Source organism: Richelia intracellularis HH01, assembly GCF_000350105.1.
Classification (GTDB): Bacteria; Cyanobacteriota; Cyanobacteriia; order Cyanobacteriales; family Nostocaceae; genus Richelia; species Richelia intracellularis.
Genome location: NZ_CAIY01000049.1, coordinates 1 through 22914 on the forward strand (window position 1 = coordinate 1; position 22914 = coordinate 22914).

Annotated in this window: 12 protein-coding genes and 1 pseudogene; 12 read left to right on the forward strand and 1 reads right to left on the reverse strand. The window is 34.2% G+C overall.

Features of this window, described 5'->3' with window-relative positions; all coding sequences use genetic code 11:
- The first annotated feature begins 487 nt into the window (after positions 1–487).
- The 7 genes and pseudogenes from rfbF to rsgA all read left to right on the forward strand — a co-directional run bounded on the left by rfbF (position 488) and on the right by rsgA (position 10146).
- Positions 488–1261, forward strand: coding sequence for a glucose-1-phosphate cytidylyltransferase (gene rfbF / locus RINTHH_RS06305; protein WP_008230266.1), 774 nt, complete (start codon positions 488–490; stop codon positions 1259–1261).
- 61 nt (positions 1262–1322) lie between these two features.
- Positions 1323–2536: pseudogene (lhgO, locus tag RINTHH_RS06310) on the forward strand (L-2-hydroxyglutarate oxidase).
- A 14-nt stretch (positions 2537–2550) separates the two neighbouring features.
- The gene (locus tag RINTHH_RS06315) at positions 2551–3573 is read left to right on the forward strand and encodes an NAD-dependent epimerase/dehydratase family protein (protein ID WP_008234345.1); all 1023 of its coding nucleotides are present in this window, start codon (positions 2551–2553) and stop codon (positions 3571–3573) included.
- 577 nt (positions 3574–4150) lie between these two features.
- Entirely contained in the window at positions 4151–5110 is a 960-nt protein-coding gene (locus RINTHH_RS06320; RefSeq protein WP_008234348.1) for a glycosyltransferase family 2 protein, read from the forward strand.
- Between the two features lie 2537 nt (positions 5111–7647).
- Positions 7648–8784: a molecular chaperone DnaJ gene (gene dnaJ / locus RINTHH_RS06325; RefSeq protein WP_044304784.1), complete on the forward strand. Its 1137-nt coding sequence runs from the start codon at positions 7648–7650 to the stop codon at positions 8782–8784.
- Positions 8781–9038 carry a sulfurtransferase TusA family protein gene (locus RINTHH_RS06330; protein WP_008234353.1) on the forward strand — a complete coding sequence of 86 codons (258 nt, stop codon included), beginning with the start codon at positions 8781–8783 and terminating at the stop codon, positions 9036–9038. The genes dnaJ and RINTHH_RS06330 overlap by 4 nt, the downstream gene beginning before the upstream one ends.
- Before the next feature lie 31 nt (positions 9039–9069).
- Positions 9070–10146, forward strand: a complete 1077-nt coding sequence (gene rsgA / locus RINTHH_RS06335; RefSeq protein WP_008234355.1) for a small ribosomal subunit biogenesis GTPase RsgA — start codon at positions 9070–9072, stop codon at positions 10144–10146.
- A 607-nt stretch (positions 10147–10753) separates the two neighbouring features.
- On the opposite strand, the gene RINTHH_RS06340 is transcribed toward rsgA, so the two are convergent.
- Positions 10754–10942 (reverse strand): hypothetical protein, encoded by a 189-nt coding sequence (locus RINTHH_RS06340; protein ID WP_008234356.1) that lies wholly within the window; start codon positions 10940–10942, stop codon positions 10754–10756.
- Positions 10943–11459: 517 nt separating this feature from the next.
- Between RINTHH_RS06340 and mnmE the strand changes: the two genes are divergently transcribed.
- The 5 genes from mnmE (at position 11460) to RINTHH_RS06365 (ending at position 22874) form a co-directional block, all read left to right on the forward strand.
- Positions 11460–12854, forward strand: a complete 1395-nt coding sequence (gene mnmE / locus RINTHH_RS06345; protein ID WP_008234358.1) for a tRNA uridine-5-carboxymethylaminomethyl(34) synthesis GTPase MnmE — start codon at positions 11460–11462, stop codon at positions 12852–12854.
- Between the two features lie 2199 nt (positions 12855–15053).
- Positions 15054–16397: a magnesium transporter gene (gene mgtE, locus RINTHH_RS06350; RefSeq protein ID WP_008234359.1), complete on the forward strand. Its 1344-nt coding sequence runs from the start codon at positions 15054–15056 to the stop codon at positions 16395–16397.
- Positions 16398–17695: 1298 nt separating this feature from the next.
- On the forward strand, positions 17696–18346 hold the full coding sequence (hisIE, locus tag RINTHH_RS06355; protein WP_008234360.1) for a bifunctional phosphoribosyl-AMP cyclohydrolase/phosphoribosyl-ATP diphosphatase HisIE: 651 nt from the start codon (positions 17696–17698) through the stop codon (positions 18344–18346).
- Between the two features lie 1198 nt (positions 18347–19544).
- Entirely contained in the window at positions 19545–19742 is a 198-nt protein-coding gene (locus RINTHH_RS06360) for a DUF2811 domain-containing protein (protein WP_008230289.1), read from the forward strand.
- A gap of 531 nt (positions 19743–20273) precedes the next feature.
- Positions 20274–22874: a M1 family metallopeptidase gene (locus RINTHH_RS06365; protein ID WP_008234361.1), complete on the forward strand. Its 2601-nt coding sequence runs from the start codon at positions 20274–20276 to the stop codon at positions 22872–22874.
- Positions 22875–22914: the final 40 nt, after the last annotated feature.

Sequence of the window (22914 nt, forward strand, 5' to 3'; positions counted from 1 at the left end):
GTTTATACTAAATTTATCTTGCCGGAAACAAAAAAATGCTTGCCTTAATATATTTACATCATTTTCTTGAGTATATTTCTTAACTCTTTTTAAGAAAAGAGTTAAATTTTACCCTAACAATCTATTTTTTACCTGAATTAATTTCAAATATTTTTATAGTTGAATATTAAATATTGTAACTATTTAGCCACCCAATGTCTGTTGTCTCTTAATTCCCATATGAATTTAATAAACTGTAAGTTTTTTATACTGAAATAATATTCTGCACTTCTTCATCATCTTTTTAATAATGAATGCTATTTTATTTATTAACTCTTTATATAACTATTAAGAATAGCATTTAAATTGTGTAATGTAGCAACAATGATAAATTGCTAATTAGGCATATTTTTATTGGTAATTCATTCCAACAAGTATGAATTATTTTGCCATTATTAGAAAGTTGTGTATATATACTTATTCATCTTCAGAGATTTGATCTAAAGGTATGAAAGCAGTTATTTTAGCAGGTGGTCTGGGTACGCGTTTAAGTGAGGAAACTAGTATTAGGCCAAAACCAATGGTTAATATTGGTGGAAAGCCTATACTTTGGCATATTATGAAGATTTATGCAGCACATGGTATTAATGATTTTGTCATTTGTTGCGGTTACAAAGGTAACTTAATTAAGGAATATTTTGCTAACTATTTCTTGTATATGTCTGACATTACCTTTGATATGCGATTCAATCAAATGAATATACATTCCGGTTATGCAGAACCTTGGCGTGTCACTTTGGTAGATACTGGTGATACAACTATGACTGGAGGTAGATTAAAACGGGTTCAAGAACATGTTGGAAGTCAAACGTTTTGCTTTACTTATGGTGATGGAGTTAGCGATATAAACATCACTGAAATTATCAAATTTCACCAGGAGCAAAATACACTAGCAACTCTTACAGCAGTCCAACCTCCTGGACGTTTTGGTGCTATTTTTTTGGAGAATGAACAAACTAAAATTACTAGTTTTCGAGAAAAACCCCAAGGTGATGGAGCTTGGATTAATGGGGGTTATTTTGTTCTGGAACCAGAAGTAATTGATTTAATTAGTGATGATTCCACTATATGGGAAAAAGAACCCCTCGAGAAATTGGCAGTAATGCATCAATTATCTGCATATAAACATAAGGGTTTTTGGCAGCCTATGGATACTTTGCGGGATAAAAATTATTTGGAGAAGCTTTGGCAGGAGAGTGACGCCCCCTGGAAAACATGGTAAATCTATAGGCTTTACTTTTTAAGTATATCTAATCGATAAAACTAAAAAATAACGAACACTTATGTATGATTTTGCAATTATTGGAGGGGGAATAGTTGGACTATCTACAGGTATGGTTTTAACTCAACGCTATCCTCATGCCAAAGTTTTAGTCCTGGAAAAAGAAAGTCTTTGGGCTTTTCATCAAACTGGCCATAATAGTGGCGTAATTCACTCCGGCATCTATTATAAGCCAGGCAGTTTGAAAGCAGAATTTTGCCGAGATGGCTGTCGCTCTATGATAGAGTTCTGTCAAGAAAATGATGTCGCCTATGATGTATGTGGCAAAGTTGTTGTTGCTACCAGTGAATCAGAATTACCACATTTAGAAAAATTATTTCAGCGTGCTTTAGCTAATGGGATTAAAGTTAAGCGTCTTCGTCCGGAGGAAGTTAAAGAAATTGAACCTCACGTTTCTTGTCTAGGGGGGATTAGAGTTTTTTCTACCGGTATTGTCGATTATAGGCAAGTTTGTCTCAAGTATGTGGAGATAATTCAGCAGCAAGGGGGAAAAATAAGCTTAAATAGTAAGGTAAAAAAATAATAAATAATGGAAATACTCAAGTATTAGAAACAAATAATAATACTTTTTACACCCGATTTGTGATCAATTGTGCGGGATTGTATAGTGATCGCATAGCAAAATTGGGTAAAGTTAATCCAAAAGCAAAAATAGTACCCTTCCGGGGAGAATATTACGAGCTAGTTCCAGAAAAACGCTATTTAGTCAAAGGTTTAATTTATCCTGTTCCTAATCCCGAATTTCCTTTTTTAGGGGTTCATTTGACCCGAATGATTAATGGCAGTGTTCATGCAGGGCCAAATGCTGTTCTTAGTTTCAAACGGGAAGGATATAAGAAAACCGACTTTGATGCCCGTGATTTTGCTGAGGTGATTACATATTCAGGCTTTTGGAAGTTAGCTGTAAAACACGCCAATAATGGAATTCAGGAAATTATTCGTTCTTTTAGTAAGACAGCTTTTACCAGAAGTCTGCAACAGTTAATCCCAGAAATACAAGAAAGAGATTTAATACCTACTCATGCAGGGGTTCGTGCTCAGGCTTTAATGAATGATGGAAAATTAGTAGACGACTTTCTAATTTGTTGTGATGATAACTCCATCCATGTGTGTAATGCACCTTCTCCTGCCGCAACTTCTTCCATTGAAATTGGAAAAGCCATTGTCAAGCAAATACCTCATCAGGAACATCTATTACCTATTACCATTCGTTAGGATATATACATAATATGAAGATACTAGTAACTGGAATAGAAGGTTATCTGGGTTGTTTATTATCTCCATTATTAATGGAGAAAGGTCACGAAATTATAGGTGTGGATACTGGCTTTTACAAAGTTGGTTGGTTGTATAATAATAATACTAGTACAGCTAAAACATTGAATAAAGATATCCGCCATATTAGCGCAGAAGATTTGCAAGACGTGGAAGCTGTTGTACATATGGCGGAATTATCTAATGATCCTATAGGGCAGCTAACACCCCGGATTACTTATGAAATAAACCATAAAGGTTCTGTGAGACTGGCAAAATTAGCGAAAAAAGTAGGGGTTCGTCGCTTTGTTTACATGTCATCTTGTAGTGTCTATGGTGTTGCAACCAAAGGAGATGTTACCGAAGTTTCCCCTATTAATCCCCAAACTACCTATGCAGATTGCAAAACTTTGGTGGAAAAAGATGTCCAATCTTTGGCAGATGATGACTTTTCCCCAACTTTTATGCGTAATGCCACGGCCTTTGGGGCATCGCCAAGAATGCGCTTTGATATTGTTTTGAATAACCTTGCCGGTTTAGCATGGACTGGTAAAGAGATTAAAATGACCAGTGATGGTAAACCATGGCGGCCCTTAGTTCATTGTTTGGATATTTGTAAGGCAATTACTTGTACCTTAGAGGCTCCCAGAGATATTATTCATAATCAAATCTTTAATGTTGGAGATACAGCAAATAATTATAGAGTCAAAGAAATAGCAGAAATTATTGCAGGTATTTTTCCTGGCTGCACATTAAGTTTTGGAGATAATGGAGCAGACAATCGCAGTTATCGAGTTTCTTTTGAAAAGATAAACACCATACTTCCTGGCTTTAAGTGTGATTGGAATGCTAAACAAGGTGCGGAACAACTATTAGATGTGTTTAGCCTTATTGATTTGAATACAGACTTTTTTATGTCTAGAGGATTTACCCGTCTCAAACAATTAGAATATCTAATTCGTACTCAACAAATTGACAAAAGCTTCTTCTGGAAGTGAAGCTTTTGTCAATTTGTTATTCCCTATAAAAATTAATGGTATTCATATAGATTTGTTTTGAAATGATTGATTTACTGAAAATATATCGGAGCTCTAAATATGTATTACTAGCTTTTAGATTCGTGTTTTCTGTTTAAAGAAACTTAATCTAAATTCAGTGAATTTTGATATATAGATTTCAAAATTCATAGAAAATTTTAAAAATTAAAGATACACTTTATTTTTTGTATTTTTTCGAAGGCTAATCATCTGACTTATAATACGAAATCGGAAATCGCCAGAAATAGTGTACTCTCACAACTAACTAATAGTGATGATTCAATATAATAATTTTGCTGATTATTATCATAATAGATTAAGTTAAAATAATTATTCTTGATTGATAATTTTTTAGCAAAATTGTATGAGGTTAATAATCAATTGTGAATAAACTCCCCTTGCATTGATCTCCTTTGATTATGATTAAGGCTTTAAAATTCCTATTATTTTTCTCCTCCTTTGATGTAGAAGTTGGATATTAGGTTTTTGAAGCTAGGCTATTTGATTAATTAAGTTTTGGTAAATACTCCGTTAAAACATGAATAGAAAATTACTGACAATCGCTATTCCTACTTATAATCGTGCCCAATTACTAGATCAACAATTGACGTGGCTAGCTCAAGCAATTCAGGGATTTGAATCAGAGTGTGAAATTATAATTTCCGATAATCGTTCATCTGATCAAACCCAGGAAATTATTCATAAATGGCAGCTAAGTTTTATGGATATTATACCTATTAAAAATAATAGGAATCATGCTAATATCGGTGTTATGAGAAATATTGCTTACTGCATAAATATGGCTAGTAGTAAATATTTATGGGTGATTGGTGACGATGACCCTATTCAAAAAAGAACCTTAGGTTATATAATTTCTCAACTCAAAGAACATCCAGAATTATCGCTGATAATACTCAATTTTGCATGCCGTTATCAACCAACAGGCAAAATAATTTACGAACGTTGTTTTGATATAGAACAAGAGGAAATTAGTTCTGATGGTAAAGCAGTATTCCAACACTGTTTAGAAGAAAACCACTCTGGAATTGGCTTTCTAAGTGCTCAAGTATATCGTACAAAAATTATTCAAAATGCTTTAGCTCATTGGACGGAAAGCATTAATAATATGGAAGCCCAGGTATATTGGGTCGGTTACTGCGCAGCATATGGTTGTGTGAAAGTAACTCAAGAAGTTTATCTAGAAAGTGCTTTTGGTAGTAGCTATTGGATGAAACAGCCAAAGATTTTACTAAAGATGCAGTACATTGATCTACCAACCATATATGCCAAAATAGAAGAGCTGGGATATCCCAGTCAATATTGTCGGAATCTAATTTTAAAACATTTTCTCCATAATAACTGGAAGGTATTTTTTGGGGCCTTAAGAAGATGGCCTATTATTGCACTTAATACTATTATTCCCTACTTAGCCTTAGTAGCTACATCATTATGGGAAATCCTAATCTCATTGAAACCTATAGAGCCTAGAATCCATTAAATCACCATCTCAAATACTTACTTTTTAGGGTGAAGTAAAAATTCCATCTAAAGTAATGCTAGCCACAAGCAGACCAAAAAAATATTTATTTATGTCTCAATACAAGAATTTAAAGGAAGAGTCCGAGTGGCAAATTCAAGCATTACTATAGTGCATATATCATCTAGTACACATATCATCGCAATATACAAAAAATCTATTATATTTTTGAGAATGACCCATAATCCCAAATTCATCTCTACAATAAACTGGCTAAATCTATACTCTAATATCTAAAGGTTATTGGGTTATATAAAGCACTTAGTTTATTAAATATTTCAAACAAATTAGAAAAATAAAATATGAAAATTTATTTATACCATGGTATAAGCTCAAATTATTGGTTATTACTAACTTTGTGAAACTTAATAGTTGCTGTTATTAAATTAAAGTTCCAGGATTAGTCAGTAAAGAAGAAACGACCATTTACCAAAAGTAGCAATTTCCTCGATCTATTATTATTAAATTTCGAGCTAATAAAAGTAATTTTACAAACCATATGTGATTTAATTAACTCTCGATTTTTATTATTTTGTCGTTGAATTAATTAACTTTCTCTGCTTTTATGGAAATTAATATCTAACCATAATATTTTCAGAAACTAATGTAATTTATTCATCGATTAATAATATTGATAATTGTTTATATAAAGCTAAAAGTATTACTCAATTCTATTTGGTAATGCTTTTACGTAAAGTGTTATCTAAAGAAGCTGTACTGAACATTATATAACTAAGTTTAATTTATCATCCAAAAAGGTATTATTCTCTAGTAGAAAATACCTTTTTCCATAGCAGTAAGTTACTTATATCGTTCCAATAGATTTTATGCTCAATTAGGATATAGTTCCTCTCAGTTACTATAAGTTTAATGGCTACTTGAACTTATAGTATTTTTCTTACTTACAGGATTTTTTATCTAGTCCCTGTTCCTATTATAATCATATAATTATGATTTTCCTTAATATTTTACTGTTTAAATTAATACTTATCCTAAGTTGTTCTATTCTAATTTTTAATTTTATAGCTTTCCTTGCTAGTCGTTTTATCTATATTTTTTCCATACTTAATAAGTATTTCTACAATTTACTATGTTTATTTCGTGAATATGAATATTATTACGAAAGTAAATTAGCTTTTAATGTGGAGGGGTAACTACCATTATAGTAGTATGTATATTAATATTTACATCAGTTTTATTCCATAAAATAATTATATGTATATAAAAAAATTGCAATAATGAGATAAGATGTATGGCAGGTCTGATATAAATGAGAATATCTTAAAACCCTGTTCCTAAAAAGAATAAAAAACTGGGCTATATAAGACTATTTTTAATCGATGAAAAAGCTATAGTTATATAATAAAAAATTAGGAAAGATTGAGAAAATTTATCAACCAATAACTGGTAATAAGTTAGAGTGAAATAGCTGACTTCTGGGTAGACAATATGACATAATCAAATCCCGGATTACGCTCTCAAGAACGTTACTTTCTATAGTAAGAAAAATATGCGGTTCCTAAGTAATGAGACAAAATTAAACATTCAGCAATATCAATAAGGCTTGAAAAGCTAACACTCTAAGTAACTTATGCATATAGGTAAAGCCAGCCTAGAAAGTGGACAAACCTATAATTGTGTTTACTGCTAAGATAGAATAATAGTCTTAAACTTATGGAAAACATAATTAATGGTTCAGTTGAGGCTATTCTTTAATCATTCAAGGCATTCACTACAGCTCCTATCAGGTCGCCTGTAACCATTAATTTAAGATATAGTTGGACCAGAGATATATAAGATTAGACATTTGTCGTTTTTACTCGAAAATTCAATCAGTTGGGTATTAGCTTGAACTGTAAAATCCGATGCTTAGCATACATTGTACCTTTCAGTCCTCTATTTTAAAGGGGGTAAACTTAAACCAGAGGAGTGAAGGAAACAGATTTGCTATTTATCATATAGTGATAGCTAAGTCAATATCATATTTGAAGAAATATATGTTAGAGATATTGACTTGTTACAGAGCTTTGGAAAATAATTAAGTTGGGTATATTATTCAGATGCTACAACAGTTATATATATCTGTTTAAAGTAAATGACTTATTTATTTTAGATGATTATTAAAGTAACAGAAAAGACAAATCTGACTTCTACACTCGGAAGTGCGGCTAGTCTCAAGACATCTTAGATAGGGGAGTTTGTTCAAATGCGTAGCACAATTGTAAATATGGAAAGTCAGCCCCACAATATTACTATTATTCAAAGTCCTACAAGAGAAATATCTGAAATTCTATGAACTACCGATGGTTTTTATCAATCGCAAAGGGTAGAATCAACTATTAACAAAAATTAATTTCTGTCTTTTGCCTTTTGTCTATTGGCAGTTGTCTACCTGGGGAAAATCTGGCGGTAATCATAACTAGTCAGTTACCTCGTTCATAAGGCACTGCTTATCTGAATTTATATGTCCTTTGACTTTTACCTTTCCTAATTGCTATATGGCCCGCGATTATTATGAAATTCTTGGTGTCTCTCGTGACGCCGACAAGGAAGAACTCAAACGTGCTTACCGCCGACTGGCCAGAAAGTATCACCCGGACGTTAACAAGGACCCGGGTGCTGATGAGCAGTTTAAGGAAATCAACCGTGCCTATGAAATACTATCAGAGCCAGAAACTCGTGCTCGTTATGATAGGTTTGGAGAGGCAGGAGTTTCTGGCACTGGGAGCTCTGGTTTCCAAGATGTGGGAGATATGGGTGGTTTTGCGGATATCTTCGAGAGTATTTTCAGTGGCTTTGCTGGGTCTGGCATGGGGGGTCCAAGCCAGAAGAGGCGTAGTGGACCAGTACGGGGAGATGACTTACGCTTAGATCTGAAGCTAGATTTTCGAGAGGCAGTTTTTGGTGGGGAAAAGGAAATTCGTATTTCCCATTTAGAAACTTGTGGTGTTTGCAATGGCACGGGTGCAAAGCCAGGAACTCGTCCTCAAACTTGCTCCACCTGTGGTGGTTCTGGTCAAGTGAGAAGGTTAACTAGAACTCCTTTTGGTAGTTTTACTCAAGTTTCAACCTGTTCTACATGTAATGGTACGGGGATGGTCATTGAGGATAAATGTGATGCCTGTGGTGGTAAAGGTGCAAATCAAATCACCAAGAAACTAAAAATTACCATTCCTGCTGGTGTTGATAACGGCACCCGCCTGAGGATTTCAGCAGAAGGAGATGCTGGACAGCGTAATGGTCCTGCAGGTGATTTGTATGTTTATTTACTTGTAAATGAGGATAGTGAGTTTCAAAGAGATGGTATTAATGTTATTTCTGAGATCACTGTTAGTTATCTGCAGGCAATTCTAGGTTGCCGTTTGGAAATAAATACGGTAGATGGTCTGGTAGAAATGATTATTCCGCCAGGGACTCAACCAAATACGGTGATGAAATTAGAAAATCATGGTGTTCCCCGTTTGGGTAATCCAGTAAGCCGGGGAGACCACATGATCACTATTTTAATTGATATTCCTAACAAGATAGTGCCAGAAGAGCGGGAATTGTTAGAAAAACTAGCAAGTATTAAAGGTGAACGCACTGGCAAAGGTGGTATAGAAGGTTTTCTAGGTAGTTTATTTCACCAACGATGAGTGTATCTTCTTTTCCATATCCTGATGTCCAATTGGATTTACGAGGTACTCCTTGTCCAATTAATTTTGTGCGTACAAAAATTCAGTTGGAACGGATGAAACCAGGAAGCTTATTGGAAGTATTGTTGGATATTGGTGAGCCGATTGAACAAGTTCCTGATAGTCTGACCATGGCAGGTTATGAGGTGGAAGAAATAATAGACTGCACTGACTATTTTGCTATATTAGTCAGATGTTCTGTGATTTCTGCATGATAGGGGGGTTTCTGATATCACAGGATAATTCATGGATACGGGATTGTTAATAGGTACAGTATTGGCTGTGCAGGCTAATTACTATGAAGTACAACTAGATTTGAAAAACTGTCGGGGGGTTACCTCGATTCCTCAAGTTCTTCTTTGTACTCGTAGGACACGATTGAAAAAGGTAGGACAATATGTCATGGTTGGTGATCATGTTATTATTGAGGAGGTAGATTGGTCTGGGGCAAGGGGAGCAATTGCAGAAGTTTTACCCCGCACCAGTGAGTTTGACCGTCCAGCAATCGCTAATGTTAGTCAAGTTCTTTTATTATTTGCTGTGGCAGAACCTCCTTTAGAACCCTACCAATTGAGCAAGTTTTTGGTAAAAGCTGAGTCTAAGAGTTTAAATTTAATTTTATGTTTGAATAAGAGTGATCTAATTTCTTCTTCAGAGCAAGAATCACTAGGTCGACGTTTGTCTGAATGGGGTTACCAAGCATTATTTGTTAGCGTTTATCAGCAACAAAACATCGAGGTGTTAGCCCAGTATCTTCAAGATCAGGTAACAGTTGTTGCTGGTGCTTCTGGGGTGGGTAAATCCAGTTTGATTAATTTATTAATTCCTGGTGTAAAGTTACGGGTAGGTGAAGTATCTGGGAAATTATCTCGTGGCCGTCATACTACCCGCCATGTGGAGCTATTTGAATTACCTCATGGTGGTCTGTTGGCAGATACCCCTGGTTTTAATCAGCCAGATTTAGATTGTAGCCCTGAAGAATTAGCCTACTTTTTCCCAGAAATTAGACGAAAATTGCTGGTCACAAGTTGTCGTTTTAGTAACTGTTTACATCGAGATGAACCTGATTGTGTAGTAAGAGGGAACTGGGAAAGATACGATCATTATTTATGCTTTTTGGAATTAGCGATCACTCATAAAATTCATTTACAAAAACAAGGTGATCCGGAGCCAAAAGTGAAGTTAAAAACTAAAGAAAAAGGTAAAAAGCAGTACGAACCTAAACTAGAAATAAAAAAATACCGCCGTGCTTCTCGCAAGACTCAACTACAGAAATTACAGCAACTTTGTCAAGATTCAGATGACTTAAATGAGCTAACTTAAAATATTTAGACAAAAATGTCAAAAAGTTAATGACATCAGAATAGAAGTTAAGTAATCTAACTATTGAGAAAAGAGAATCAGCTCACTTAGATAATGATAGTCTCCTAACACTATGAGCAGATGAAGAGTTCTGTGTCATTTGTAATAATATTATGGCTTGACTGCTACATCATAATGTAGTGAAGAAGTATAGTTTATCTCAAACATATCGAAGAATTTAGATTATAATTTGATGCCTTAATAACACTGAGCTGTGGAAATATTATTCTATGGCATTTACTAGGCTTTACAAAAAAATAGACTTATGTGCTCTTAACTTAAGATGAAGCTTTTTACAAATCATTTAAACTCAGTTAAAATTTCCCATAAAATTACTGGTGGAGTCCCTGAAAATTTCTCCCTCTCATAAAAGGTAATACAATAAATTTCTATGAATTTGAATGAGCTAGTACAACACGTAAGAAACAATAAACTAATAACACACATTGCGTTCCCCAATCTTTTTGTTTCTTACGTGTCCGAAGCTCTGTTTGTGTCAGGTTATAAAATTGCAGCTTACTTCCAGCATTATCCTATACATAAAACTAAATGATCTTATTCTCAAAAATCATTTTCTTGGTGGCCCAATTCTTTTCTTAAGTCTTGAAGCTTGTGCAATTTCTAATATTTTGTCTAAAGGTGTGTCTTGGATAAACTGAGATGTAGCTTTTTGATACTTAATATTTGGGCATTCATCCCCCAAAATACAGCCCTTAATACAAAATTCCTGACAATTGATATTGATGTTATCCTTCATTTAAACCTCCTTAAATATTGTTGTCTTTTTGGTAAAATGACAGATTACAATACATAGGCTGCTAGGCAGAAATATTTTCGTCTATACGTTTAAATATTAATATCATTTATATTTTCACCTACTGGAAGCTAGAAAATCTGTCCAGGTTTGACTCAAAATAAAGTTTGTCAAATGTTGATTGCAATTTAAGAATCTAAGAATTAAGAGAAGATTCATATGATTTTATTAAACGCAATACAATTTATTTAAAATAGTTGGTAGCTGTTCGTTTATAAACATCCAAAATTAGAGGAAAATATACCAAACATATTACTTGTAAAAAGTCTGCCAACCCTTACCTCTGTGCAGAAGTCTCGAAAAATTTTGCCAGATAATTTGTAATAAAATTCGATTGTTCCTAAACACAGCTGACTTCTGAGGAAAAGCAGTATATGGGGACAACGCCCTGAAATTACTTCCTTAGGTTATAAACACAGCGAAATACAAAATTTTACCTAATTCAGAATTTAAACTTCCGATGTCAGAAATATTCGCTACTACAGGAACCATAGCCGCAATAGCAACTGCCATTGTACCTCAACAAGGCAGTATAGGTGTTGTGCGCGTGTCTGGTACTTCTGCCATGCATATTGCCCAAACTCTGTTTAAGACACCAGGAAAACAGTCTTGGGAATCACATCATATTCTCTACGGCCATATCTGTAATCCAGAAACAAAACAAGTTGTAGATGAAGCTTTACTCTTAATCATGCAAGCGCCCCGTTCCTACACTTGTGAAGATGTTGTGGAGTTTCATTGTCATGGGGGTGTCATAGTAGTAAAACAGGTTTTGCGACTATGTTTAGAAAATGGGGCCAGACTTGCACGGGCAGGAGAATTTACCTTGCGGGCCTTTTTAAATGGCAGATTAGATTTAACCCAAGCTGAAAGTATTTCTGATTTGGTGGGGGCAAGATCTCCCGAGGCTGCCCAATATGCTTTAGCTGGTTTGCAAGGAAAACTTGCTCACTCTATCTATAACCTACGGGCTAAATGTTTAGATATTCTCGCTGAGATTGAAGCACAAATTGACTTTGAGGAAGACTTAACTCCATTAGATCCGAAAAGAATAGTACGACAAATTGAACAAGTTGCCACAGATATTACTGAATTAATAGCAACCGCTGACAAAGGTCAATTGTTACGTACAGGACTAAAAGTTGCTATTGTGGGCAGACCAAATGTGGGTAAATCCAGCTTATTAAATGCCTGGAGCCAGAGTGATCGTGCTATTGTGACAGATATTCCAGGAACAACCCGTGATGTGGTAGAGTCCGAGTTGCTTTTGAAAGGAATTCCCATTCAAGTTCTAGATACAGCAGGAATTAGGGAAACACAAGACCAAGTAGAGAAGATTGGTGTGGAGCGTTCCCTCAAAGCAGCCAATGCTGCTGATTTGATATTATTTATCATCGATGCATCCCAAGGATGGACAGTTGAAGATGAGGGAATTTACGCTCAAGTAAAGCATTACCCACTAATATTAGTAATTAATAAAATTGACCTTTTAGATGAAGATCAAATAAATGCCTTGAAATTGCAGATCCAAGAACCAGCATTCCAGATTTGTACTGCTGTTGGCAAAAATCAAGGTATTGACTCTTTGGAAATAGCAATTTTTGAAATCATACAATTAGGAAAAGTACAAACCACAGATATGGAATTAGTTATTAACCAAAGACAACAAGCCGCACTAATAAGGGCTAAAATATTATTAAAAGAAGTACAAACCACTATTTTTGGAAAATTGCCATTGGATTTCTGGACAATTGACTTGCGGGGAGCAATTGATGCTTTAGGGGAAATTACAGGAGAAAATATAACAGAATCTTTACTTGATCGTATATTTAGTAAATTCTGTATTGGGAAATAATATTGGGATTTTTTAACTGCTTATATTAAAACAGTAGATAAATTGACTACTGTATCACTGGCTTTTAACAAATTGATGTATTTTCTCTTTCCCTTATAAAACTATAGAAAAATTATTATTAGAAAGCCTAATTTAAATCTTCACAAAGTAATAGGCAAACAGGGATTTTAGGGGGAAAATAACTTAAGGGTAAATCAATAATTATGTTAGACCTAATCTAGGTATATACCAACACATAAGTAGCATTGGTGATAAGTTAATCAATAACTCATAGGAATTAAAAAGCAGCAAGGATACTTATACAAGTAATTTGCATAATTTTATTAAGGTGTAGGATTATAATATGGGTGGAAAATAAGTACTGAATTCAGATTACCCATACCAACATAATATATTGAGTGGCTTGCATTTCAAATAGAGCTCATAACTGATGAAAAATTCTACTGGCTTATTTACCTAATGATAGCTAAAAGAATTTGATACGTTTGCAGTATCCTACCCTGCAATACTGCAGCCCTACAAGTAATTTACCCCTGTATGGTTTTAGACTTTATGCAAAAATCTAATAGTAGGCTAGTTTGTTTGTGCACGCACAACTCCAGTAGATCACCTGTGCATCAGTGCTCCATTGATGCACTTCCTTAATATATAAATAATAAACTTCTGCAAGCTACCAGAATCTGTAAAGTTTTAAGTATACTTATTTTGGGACATTGGGAGAATTAAAAATAATCTGAAAAATGGGAATTTATCTATTATTATGCCTATTACTTATAAAAATGATTTTTCAAATCAATTCAATTCCTGATAGTCATTAATGTAGTCTTTGAGATTCGGCCGTTTTATATTCTCAAATAAAGAGTAGTTATTTGGATTCATTTCCAGCCCATAAGATTTGGAGGAGATAATTAGAAATATTTAAGTCAATAAAAGTTTAGATAAGACTAATAATTATAGCTATACATTCTTACAAAAGAACCCTCTATGTTGTTCTAGACACATAAAAAAATATTTTTTTAAAGTATATATATACAACACCTTCACATAATTAGGGTGAATTAAGGAAGAATTATGTTTAAGCAAGAAAACTTTAAGAAAGGCTTACAATATTTTCCATAATCCTAAGATTAAAACAGTCAATTTACTTAGTACAATTGTGGTCAAATTTATTTGACTTGACTTAGAAAGATTCCAAAAAAGTACAATAATATTTGTATCCCTCATAAATATAAGGTAGTAAATAATCCCAAGAGCAAATAAACTCCAATTTAGGTTGGAGCAGTTAAAGTATAATTACTGAAGATGCGTATACCATCCTGAAAGGATACTATGCTTAGAGAGACATGTTTTGTAAACAGTAAGTCAACACTTTTGAAAAATCCTCAGTGTTCTTTAATTAATAGGTTATGATAATATATCATGTCTAATCATATCTTGGATGTACGCTTTCTGAACAGACAAGTTTACATAACTATAATTAGAACACTGAATATTTTTGTGAACAATTTAATAATTTATCTAGACAAATTTCAAGTTCGGTGGCAATAAAAATGAAGCCATTTATTATCTATCTTTGTAGTAAAATCTTGTCAAGCTAGTTTTTATCTTTGTTAACAACTAGAGAAATTTATTCCTGTTCAGAATGTTATAGATAATTTAAAATCCATTTTTATGAATAAACCATCGTCCTGATGGTTTATTCATAATGAATACACTCTTTATGTAAATATTGAGTCGCAGACAGGAATGAGAAACTCCTTAAATCCTGTACATATAATTCAAACCAATCTGCAAATAAGTTATGGAAATATGGCACAACCCAGTGTTAACTTGTTATGGTATTAATACCAAGTAACTAATTTGTTGATGAGTTTGTAAATTTATAAGGTTTAAAAACTAACTACATACTTACTTGACACAAATGAGATGAGTAGTAGAATATACTCGATTCTCATCTGGGATTAGGGTTAATAATAACTCTAGTGTGCACAGTACCATTAAGGTAAATACACCAAATTTTAGTATCTACCAGATATTTCATTTCCAAGTTAGTATTATGACTTGGTGGTGATTACATTGACTTACCGATTGTTGAATTTCTAGAATTTTATGGACAGAAGTCCAAAAAAAGCAGTAGTATGTTTTTCCCCTAAACTGGCAATTATGTCTCTCATTTAGGGGGAGCCAGTAGGAGGTTCTATGCTCGTGCAGGGTGTTTGCAATTCAGTTATTAATATTACCGACTTGAATCAACTGAAATGGTATTTAAATAATTTACAGCCTTTTGATGTAGGGGAATATATTACCCACTTACCCGAAAAACAAAGAGCGATAGCATTTCGGTTATTAAATAAAAATCAAGCAATAGATGTATTTGAATATTTACCCCATAAAGTTCAGGGTGAGTTGATAAATTCCCTACATGATGTACAAGTGGCACAAATTGTAGAGGAAATGAGTCCTGATGAAAGGGTAATACTATTTGATGAATTGCCAGCAAAAGTTGTCAAGCGACTCTTAAGAGAACTCAGTCCCGAGCAAAGGCAGGTTACAGCTACTATTCTTGGCTATCCTGAAGGTACGGCAGGAAGGTTAATGACCACAGAATATGTCCGTTTGCAACAGGGGTTAACAGTCGGGGAAGCCTTAAGCAAAATTCGCTACCAGGATGAGGATAAAGAGACTATTTACTATGCCTATGTAACTGATGAAAATCGCAAACTATTCAGTGTGATTTCTCTACGACAACTACTATTTACCTTCCCTGATGTATTTGTAGGTAATGTAGCCAGCAATCGCGTCATTAAAGTCAGTACAGAAACTTCTCAAGAGGAAGCAGCACAAGTAATGAAACGCTATGATTTGATTGCTTTGCCTGTAGTTGACCGTGAAGATAGATTAGTGGGTATTATCACTATTGATGATGTATTTGATATCCTGGAAGAAGAGGCTACAGAAGATATTCAGAAACTAGCAGGTATTAGTGGTGATGAGGCAGCCTTGGCATCTCCCCAAGTTACTGTTCGTAAAAGACTGCCTTGGCTGCTATGTAATATATTTTTGTATATTACAGCTGCCAGTGTTATTGCTCCCTTTCAAAAAATAATTACAGTGGTCCCTGTTTTAGCTATTATTATGCCTATTTTAGCTAATAGTAGTGGTAATGTCGCTTTTCAAGTGCTCTCTGTAACAGTACGGGGATTGGGAGTGGGAGAAATAACGCCAAAAGATACTATGAAATTACTGCGGAAAGAGTTATTAGCTGGTTTAGGCATAGCATGTGGGTTGGGATTAGCTCTTACCACCCTGTCTATGATTTGGTCGCCCCCAGATGATCGCTGGATATCTTTCATCGCTGGTTCTGTAATGATTGTCAATGTTTTAATAGCCGTTATATTGGGAACTTTATTGCCTATGGGCTTTAAGCGATTAAAGCTTGACCCAGCCTTGATCAGCGGACCATTAATGACAACAACTCTGGATGCAATAGGTTTTCTCACTTTCCTGTCTATGATATCTGTAATGTTGAAAATAGTCGATTAAAGTAAGTTTGATAAATTCCGGGTAAGCTTAAAATTTTACAGTATCAATTACAATTAATTAATAGCATTTTTCTATTTTATCTAAATCAGGTAGAAGTGATTTAATTTGAATACAAGTTTTATCCCCTATCTTACTTTAAAACTCATACATGTTCGATAACAAACCTGCTGAGATATTTTGCCTACAATAAATTATATCTGAGAAATTTCAGTATTAACTCAACCTCATCAAGATAGTCATTAAGTTATTTTATATCGTTCAATGTATTTTCATTCCGTTAATGCTAATTTCTTATATAAAGCATATTCTAAAGCAGATTTTATTATATGTTCAGTAATATGTTAGAGTTCTTTCTCTTTTACCTTATAGTGCCTTGTATCTAGCGACAAAAGCATATTTAGGTTGATTACAATATTTCCGAGAAAAATTTGCTGATTTTTCGCATATAGTACTGAGTATCTACCAATTTAATTGGTTTACATTGTCACCTAATTATTCGCATTTTCATTCTTGCTCGGTATTTATTATTATCTACATTTGATTGCAGAGTTTTTACTACTCGTTGTAATAATTGATTATATAGTAGTGATTATCTCCTAAAATTTAAACTAATTAATAGTAGTCTTTCTACTTATATTTGTCTATGTTACTGCTGTTTTTAACTACTCTGTTCTGCGAGATTTACTGATGTTTATGGAAAATTTTACTAACATTATTTTTAAGTTGCTTTGATTCCTAACACTAACATCAATTTATAATCTTGGAATCATTGACTATTCTGCTAGAAAAATATCCATGTAATCGACCATCTATAGATCTTATAAAAACTATTTTCTCTCTGTTTTTATCTTAGAATTCTGATGCATTTATTAGGAGTTTTTTTCTTGCAGTGTTATCAATTACTAAACTATGTATTATTTGCATTTAGAGTTTCACTGGGAGCAAAGGCTCTATGGCTAGACACCATTATTTTTGATGAGAGACAAGTAGATTTCATACTATGGATATCTGCAATATATTTTTACCATTCAAAGTGTATTTTGTATATATCTATATATTATTCATTAATCCAATCAAGTCTTTTTTGAATAATTTTGTAATTCAACCTTTCTAGTTATTAATACTTGAATAAATAACAAGTCTTTTGGCCAATGATATATTTTTCATAATTTAATTATGTCATATTATACATACAATTTGCTTAAAGCATCTTGCTAGGAACTGCCAATCTTTATATACTAAATGATATTAATAACCCGTAGACAATTATATATTGTCAGACTTTTAAAGCAATTGATATGTCTTACTCGGTTAATTCTTTTTTTGAGCAAACTATCTCCGTTGATAAGATTTGTTATGATGAACGTGGATTAGTCCCAGCAATTATCCAAGATTATCTTGACGGCACAGTATTAATGATGGCATGGATGAATCAGAAATCTTTGCAAAAGACATTATTAACAGGAGAAACTTGGTTCTGGAGTCGTTCCCGTCAGGAATTTTGGCATAAAGGGGCTACTTCTGGACATATTCAAAAAGTTCAGAGTATACGCTATGACTGCGATAGTGATGCTTTACTAATAGGAGTAGAACAAATAGGAAATATTGCTTGTCATACTGGAGAACGTAGTTGTTTTCATCAAGTAGATGATCAGATTATTGCACCTCCAGGAGATACTTTGTCCCAATTATTTCAGATTATATGTGAACGCAGAGAAACCCCTCAGGAAAACTCTTATACTTGTAAATTACTTGCAGGTGGTGACAACCAAATATTGAAGAAAATTGGAGAAGAAGCTACTGAGGTCGTGATGGCATGCAAGGATGATAAGCCAGGAGAAATTGCTGGAGAAGTAGCTGACTTACTTTATCACACCCTAGTAGCTTTAGCCTACCATCATGTTGATCTAAGGGTTGTTTATCAAAGACTGCAGGATCGCAAACGTTAGAGACTTTGTTAATACAATGAGGGGTTATTATCCATTGAAAACCTCTGGGATTTATGGGGGATTTAAATTGTGATCACAGAAAATAATGGGTGAATTTAATGGATAAGTTCTCCCTTCCTAATACTGATTTCAGACTTTAATCAGGAAATAAAAAATTATAAGGAAGTTTAATCAGTTATTGTGCAAAACTACTAGGGAACAAATCCTACTATAGTTGAACTGTTTATACCTTACTAAAATGCAATCCAATATAATTCTGCAGACATCCTTAGAGCTTTAGCATATTAATGATTTTTTTATTATTTTCACTGAATCTACTTAGCAGAGAAGAGTTACAGACTGAGTGTCTTAGTAAATTCCATCGTTTTACTACCAAAAACTACTTAGCTGCTATATTATAGCGTATAATGGAGTGGTTAGTTTGAATTATAATAAATAAATTTGCGAGCTGCGATTCATCAGTACCTGTTTTTATTAGTGTAAATAACACTTGATTTTCAAATATCTAAATACCAATCACATCAGTTAGCAATATATCTGATGCTAAAGGCTTTTCTACATCATTATTAATTATCCCCATATCTTATGAATAATACTGGTTGTTGTATGCAAGTGCAAAAGAACCTTAAAATCGCTTACCAGGTTCTTAGGCAAAGTTAGTAGCAATAATCACTACAATGATATTAGACAAAATCAGTCAAGAAGTTTCCTAAAATTTTGCCTTCAATATCAATTGAAATTAATCACCAAAAATAAGGATATGTTGTAATTATTAATTCTATTTTACTTATCCATTTTACAAAATATCCACAGTTCACTTTGAGTTACCCACAATTAATGAGTATTTTAATTCTCTCTTGAGATATCTCTGGGAATTTTATATCTTGAAATGTATGACGATGATTATTACTAAGTTTATGTTATGAAAAATAATAAAAAAGCCTGTAACCCCTTTATCTATGAGATATATCACTGGGATTAAGTCGTTTGTAAAATTTCGTATCATTGACAAACCTACCCCCTTATAGAGCACAATAATGCGACTTACTTTTGTTGTCCACTTACAAGATTGTGTTAAATCAACAAAACTTTTGCAGCAGACTGTCTGTCTTAATAAGCATTAGGTAGTTCGCGCAACAGCACAAACTCGACCAAAAGTAAGATTGACCCATTGATGGAGTTCCAAGGAAAAAAGTGCATGAATCCAACAGTAAACATCGTTAGTGAAATACCCGAAACGCTTCACGAATCGCTGAATATTTACTTAGCAGCACACCCTGATTGGGATCAAACCAGGGTATTAACAGCTGCTTTGTCCTTATTTCTGTTGCAAAATGGGCACGGTGATCGCCATGCTGCTCGTGTATATTTAGAAACTTTGTTTCATAATTGCTAGATGTTAATAATGTAGTTTTGGAGTGCTATATATAGCACTTATTAGTAAAAAGTGATGATGTATATACTATAGTTGCTATTACAGGCATTGAATAGTAGAATTTGTTCTCATAAATTATTAGGGGTACTACAGAAGTAGTACCCCTGTATTTTTTTTGCTGCAAGTAAAATATATTTGATTTCTGATTTACATCAATGGAAGGATTATGTAGACAATTTATTTGTATAGCTCATAAAACATCTTTACTTATACGTTCTAACACTTAACCTCAAGCTCCTTAATATTTTCCATCTATCTCACAAGAGACAATCTCATAACTAAAAGATGTAGCTTTAAATCATATCCAGATTAGGGCTTGGGGTGTCTGATTTCTTTCATGTGTCATTGCATAGACTCAGACAGGCTTCTGCAGAGTAGCAATCTCTAAGTCTTGATATAACACTAAGGTGCTCTAAGTAGAAATGTTTTAGCTTAGCACTTCATACTTAAATAAATCTTCTCTTTACTCTATCTTCAATCTAGTAGCTATCAATGTCTCATTCTTACCTTTATACAGATAACAATCAATACAAAACCTTTGAGTTACCAGGAGCAAAACCACACTATAATCCAGATTGTCCGGGACAAGTAAAACATATTTTTTTAGATTTGGATCTGGATATCCCACAGCAGAGTTTACAAGGGAATTGTTTTATTCAACTCGTTCCAATACGTAATGGCATTGATTACCTACATTTAAATGCCGTTAACCTTAGCATTTCTAGTGTGAAAGTTGATGATGTGGAGCATGAATTCGATTATGATGGTGAAGAGATATCAGTTAAATTACTCATACCTACCCATAAAGGTCAACAAGTTAACATTGCAATTGCTTATTATGTAGAAAAACCCCAACGGGGAATATACTTTATTCAACCAGATGAAAATTATCCTCATAAACCCACGCAAGTTTGGACTCAAGGGGAAGATGAAGACTCCCGTTTTTGGTTTCCTTGTTTTGACTATCCCGGACAACTATCTGCAAGCGAAATTAGAGTCAGTATTCCTAAGCCCTTAATGGCAATTTCTAATGGCGAACTAATTGCCATCAAAGAAAATGGCTGTAACACAATTTATCATTGGTCTCAGAAACAAGTTCATCCTACTTATCTAATGACCCTTGCAGTGGGGGATTTTGCGGAAATTAGGGATGAGTGGAATGGAAGACCAGTAACTTATTATGTGGAAAAAGGAAAGGAACAAGAAGCTCAATTAAGTATGGGTAAAACGCCTCGAATGATAGAGTTTCTAAGTCAGAAGTATGGCTATACGTATCCATATCCTAAATATGCTCAAGTCTGCGTCAATGACTTTATTTTTGGAGGTATGGAGAACACCTCCACTACTTTGTTAACTGATAAGTGTTTATTGGATGCTAAAGCTGCGTTAGATAATCGGAATACTGAACGGTTAGTAGTTCATGAGTTGGCACACCAATGGTTTGGAGATTTGCTAGTAATAAAACACTGGTCTCATGCCTGGGTGAAGGAAGGAATGGCCACTTATTCTGAGATCCTGTGGGCAGAAAATGAATATGGTGTAGAGGAAGGAGCATACTACCGCCTGAAAGATGCCTATAGTTATTTTAGTGAAGATAGTGATCGCTATCGTCGCCCTATGGTAACCCATGTATATCGTGAAGCGATCGAGCTTTATGACTGCCATATATATGAAAAAGGTGCCTGTGTTTATCACATGATCCGTGCAGAGCTAGGAGAAGAATTATTTTGGCAAGCTATTAAGACTTTTGTTAATACTTATATCCATCAAACTGTAGAAACAATTGACTTGCTAAGAGCTATTGAGGTATCTACTGGTCGTAATCTCAGCTTCCTCTTCGACCAATATGTATATCGCGGGGGATATCCTGATTTTAGAGTGGTATATTCCTGGGATGGGGATAGTAATTTGGCTAAAGTAACAGTCACTCAAGTTCAAGCTCAACCAGATCAAATAAATAGTAGCCATAACTATTTATTTGATCTGAAAATTCCCATTGCTTTTGGCTATATTCCAGAAGGGAAACCCGTATATTTGAAGAATTTTACAGTGAGAATATATGAAAAGGAACAAAACTTTTATTTTCCTCTTGTAGAAAAGCCCCAATTTATTAGTTTTGACTACGGTAATAATTACCTAAAAACCGTCGTTTTAGAATATGCTATTCCTGAACTTAAAGCACAATTAGTATTTGATCCTGATCCTATCTCCCGTATTTACGCTGCTGAGGCATTGGGAAAAAAAGGAGGATTAGAGAGTTTGAAAGCACTATCAGAGGCGCTCATCAAGGAGCCTTTCTGGGGTGTGCGAGCCGAAGTTGCTAAGCAGATGGCAAAAATAAAATTAGATCAAGTATTAAATGCTCTAACTCCTGGATTAAAAGATAGAGATGCTAGAGTCCGTCGTGCAGTGGTAGAATCACTAGCTATAATAAAAACCAACAGTAGCTACAAGGCATTAAAACACATTGTCAAATTAGGAGATGAAAGTTACTATGTTGAATCTGCTGCTTGTCGAGCAATTGGGGAAATTGCTGCTGTTGCCACAGATAAACCTAAAGAAGAAAAGGTATTAAAACTTCTGAATACCGTACTGATGGAGAAGTCTGGTTGGAATGAATTAGTTCGTAGTGGGGCTATTGAAGGTTTAGCAGCATTCAAAACCTCTGAAGCTGCTCTGGAAATAATTATGGAGTATACTCGGCTGGGCATACCTCAATCTTTACGTTTAGGAGCTATTGTTGCCTTAGGTAAGATTTCCATTGGTCAAACTTCTGCCAATATAGAGCGAATTTTAGATTGGTTAACAGAGCTTTCTAAGGAAACCTTCTTTTTAACTCAGGTTGCTGTGGTTAATGCTTTAGGATCAATGGAAACACCAAAAGCCCTGGGAATTTTGCTTTCATTAGCAAATCAGACAGCTGATGGGCGGGTACGTCGATGTGCAGAAGAGAAAATTACTCTGGTACAGAAAAGTATTGGTACAGAGAAAACTCTCTACCAATTAAGAGGAGAACTAGATGAACTCAAGCAACAAAACCAGAGTTTGCAAAGTCGCTTGGAGAATTTAGAAGCTCTTTCTAAGAGAAAATAAGGGGAGGGAAGGAGTAAGGGGGACAATTGTCCCCCTTACT

Bases quoted from the DNA above. Each gene is read 5' to 3' on its own strand.
- rfbF (WP_008230266.1), top strand. From the start codon at position 488: ATGAAAGCAGTTATTTTAGCAGGTGGTCTGGGTACGCGTTTAAGTGAG.
- RINTHH_RS06315 (WP_008234345.1), top strand. From the start codon at position 2,551: ATGAAGATACTAGTAACTGGAATAGAAGGTTATCTGGGTTGTTTATTA.
- RINTHH_RS06320 (WP_008234348.1), top strand. From the start codon at position 4,151: ATGAATAGAAAATTACTGACAATCGCTATTCCTACTTATAATCGTGCC.
- dnaJ (WP_044304784.1), top strand. From the start codon at position 7,648: ATGGCCCGCGATTATTATGAAATTCTTGGTGTCTCTCGTGACGCCGAC.
- RINTHH_RS06330 (WP_008234353.1), top strand. From the start codon at position 8,781: ATGAGTGTATCTTCTTTTCCATATCCTGATGTCCAATTGGATTTACGA.
- rsgA (WP_008234355.1), top strand. From the start codon at position 9,070: ATGGATACGGGATTGTTAATAGGTACAGTATTGGCTGTGCAGGCTAAT.
- RINTHH_RS06340 (WP_008234356.1), bottom strand. From the start codon at position 10,942: ATGAAGGATAACATCAATATCAATTGTCAGGAATTTTGTATTAAGGGC.
- mnmE (WP_008234358.1), top strand. From the start codon at position 11,460: ATGTCAGAAATATTCGCTACTACAGGAACCATAGCCGCAATAGCAACT.
- mgtE (WP_008234359.1), top strand. From the start codon at position 15,054: ATGCTCGTGCAGGGTGTTTGCAATTCAGTTATTAATATTACCGACTTG.
- hisIE (WP_008234360.1), top strand. From the start codon at position 17,696: ATGTCTTACTCGGTTAATTCTTTTTTTGAGCAAACTATCTCCGTTGAT.
- RINTHH_RS06360 (WP_008230289.1), top strand. From the start codon at position 19,545: ATGAATCCAACAGTAAACATCGTTAGTGAAATACCCGAAACGCTTCAC.
- RINTHH_RS06365 (WP_008234361.1), top strand. From the start codon at position 20,274: ATGTCTCATTCTTACCTTTATACAGATAACAATCAATACAAAACCTTT.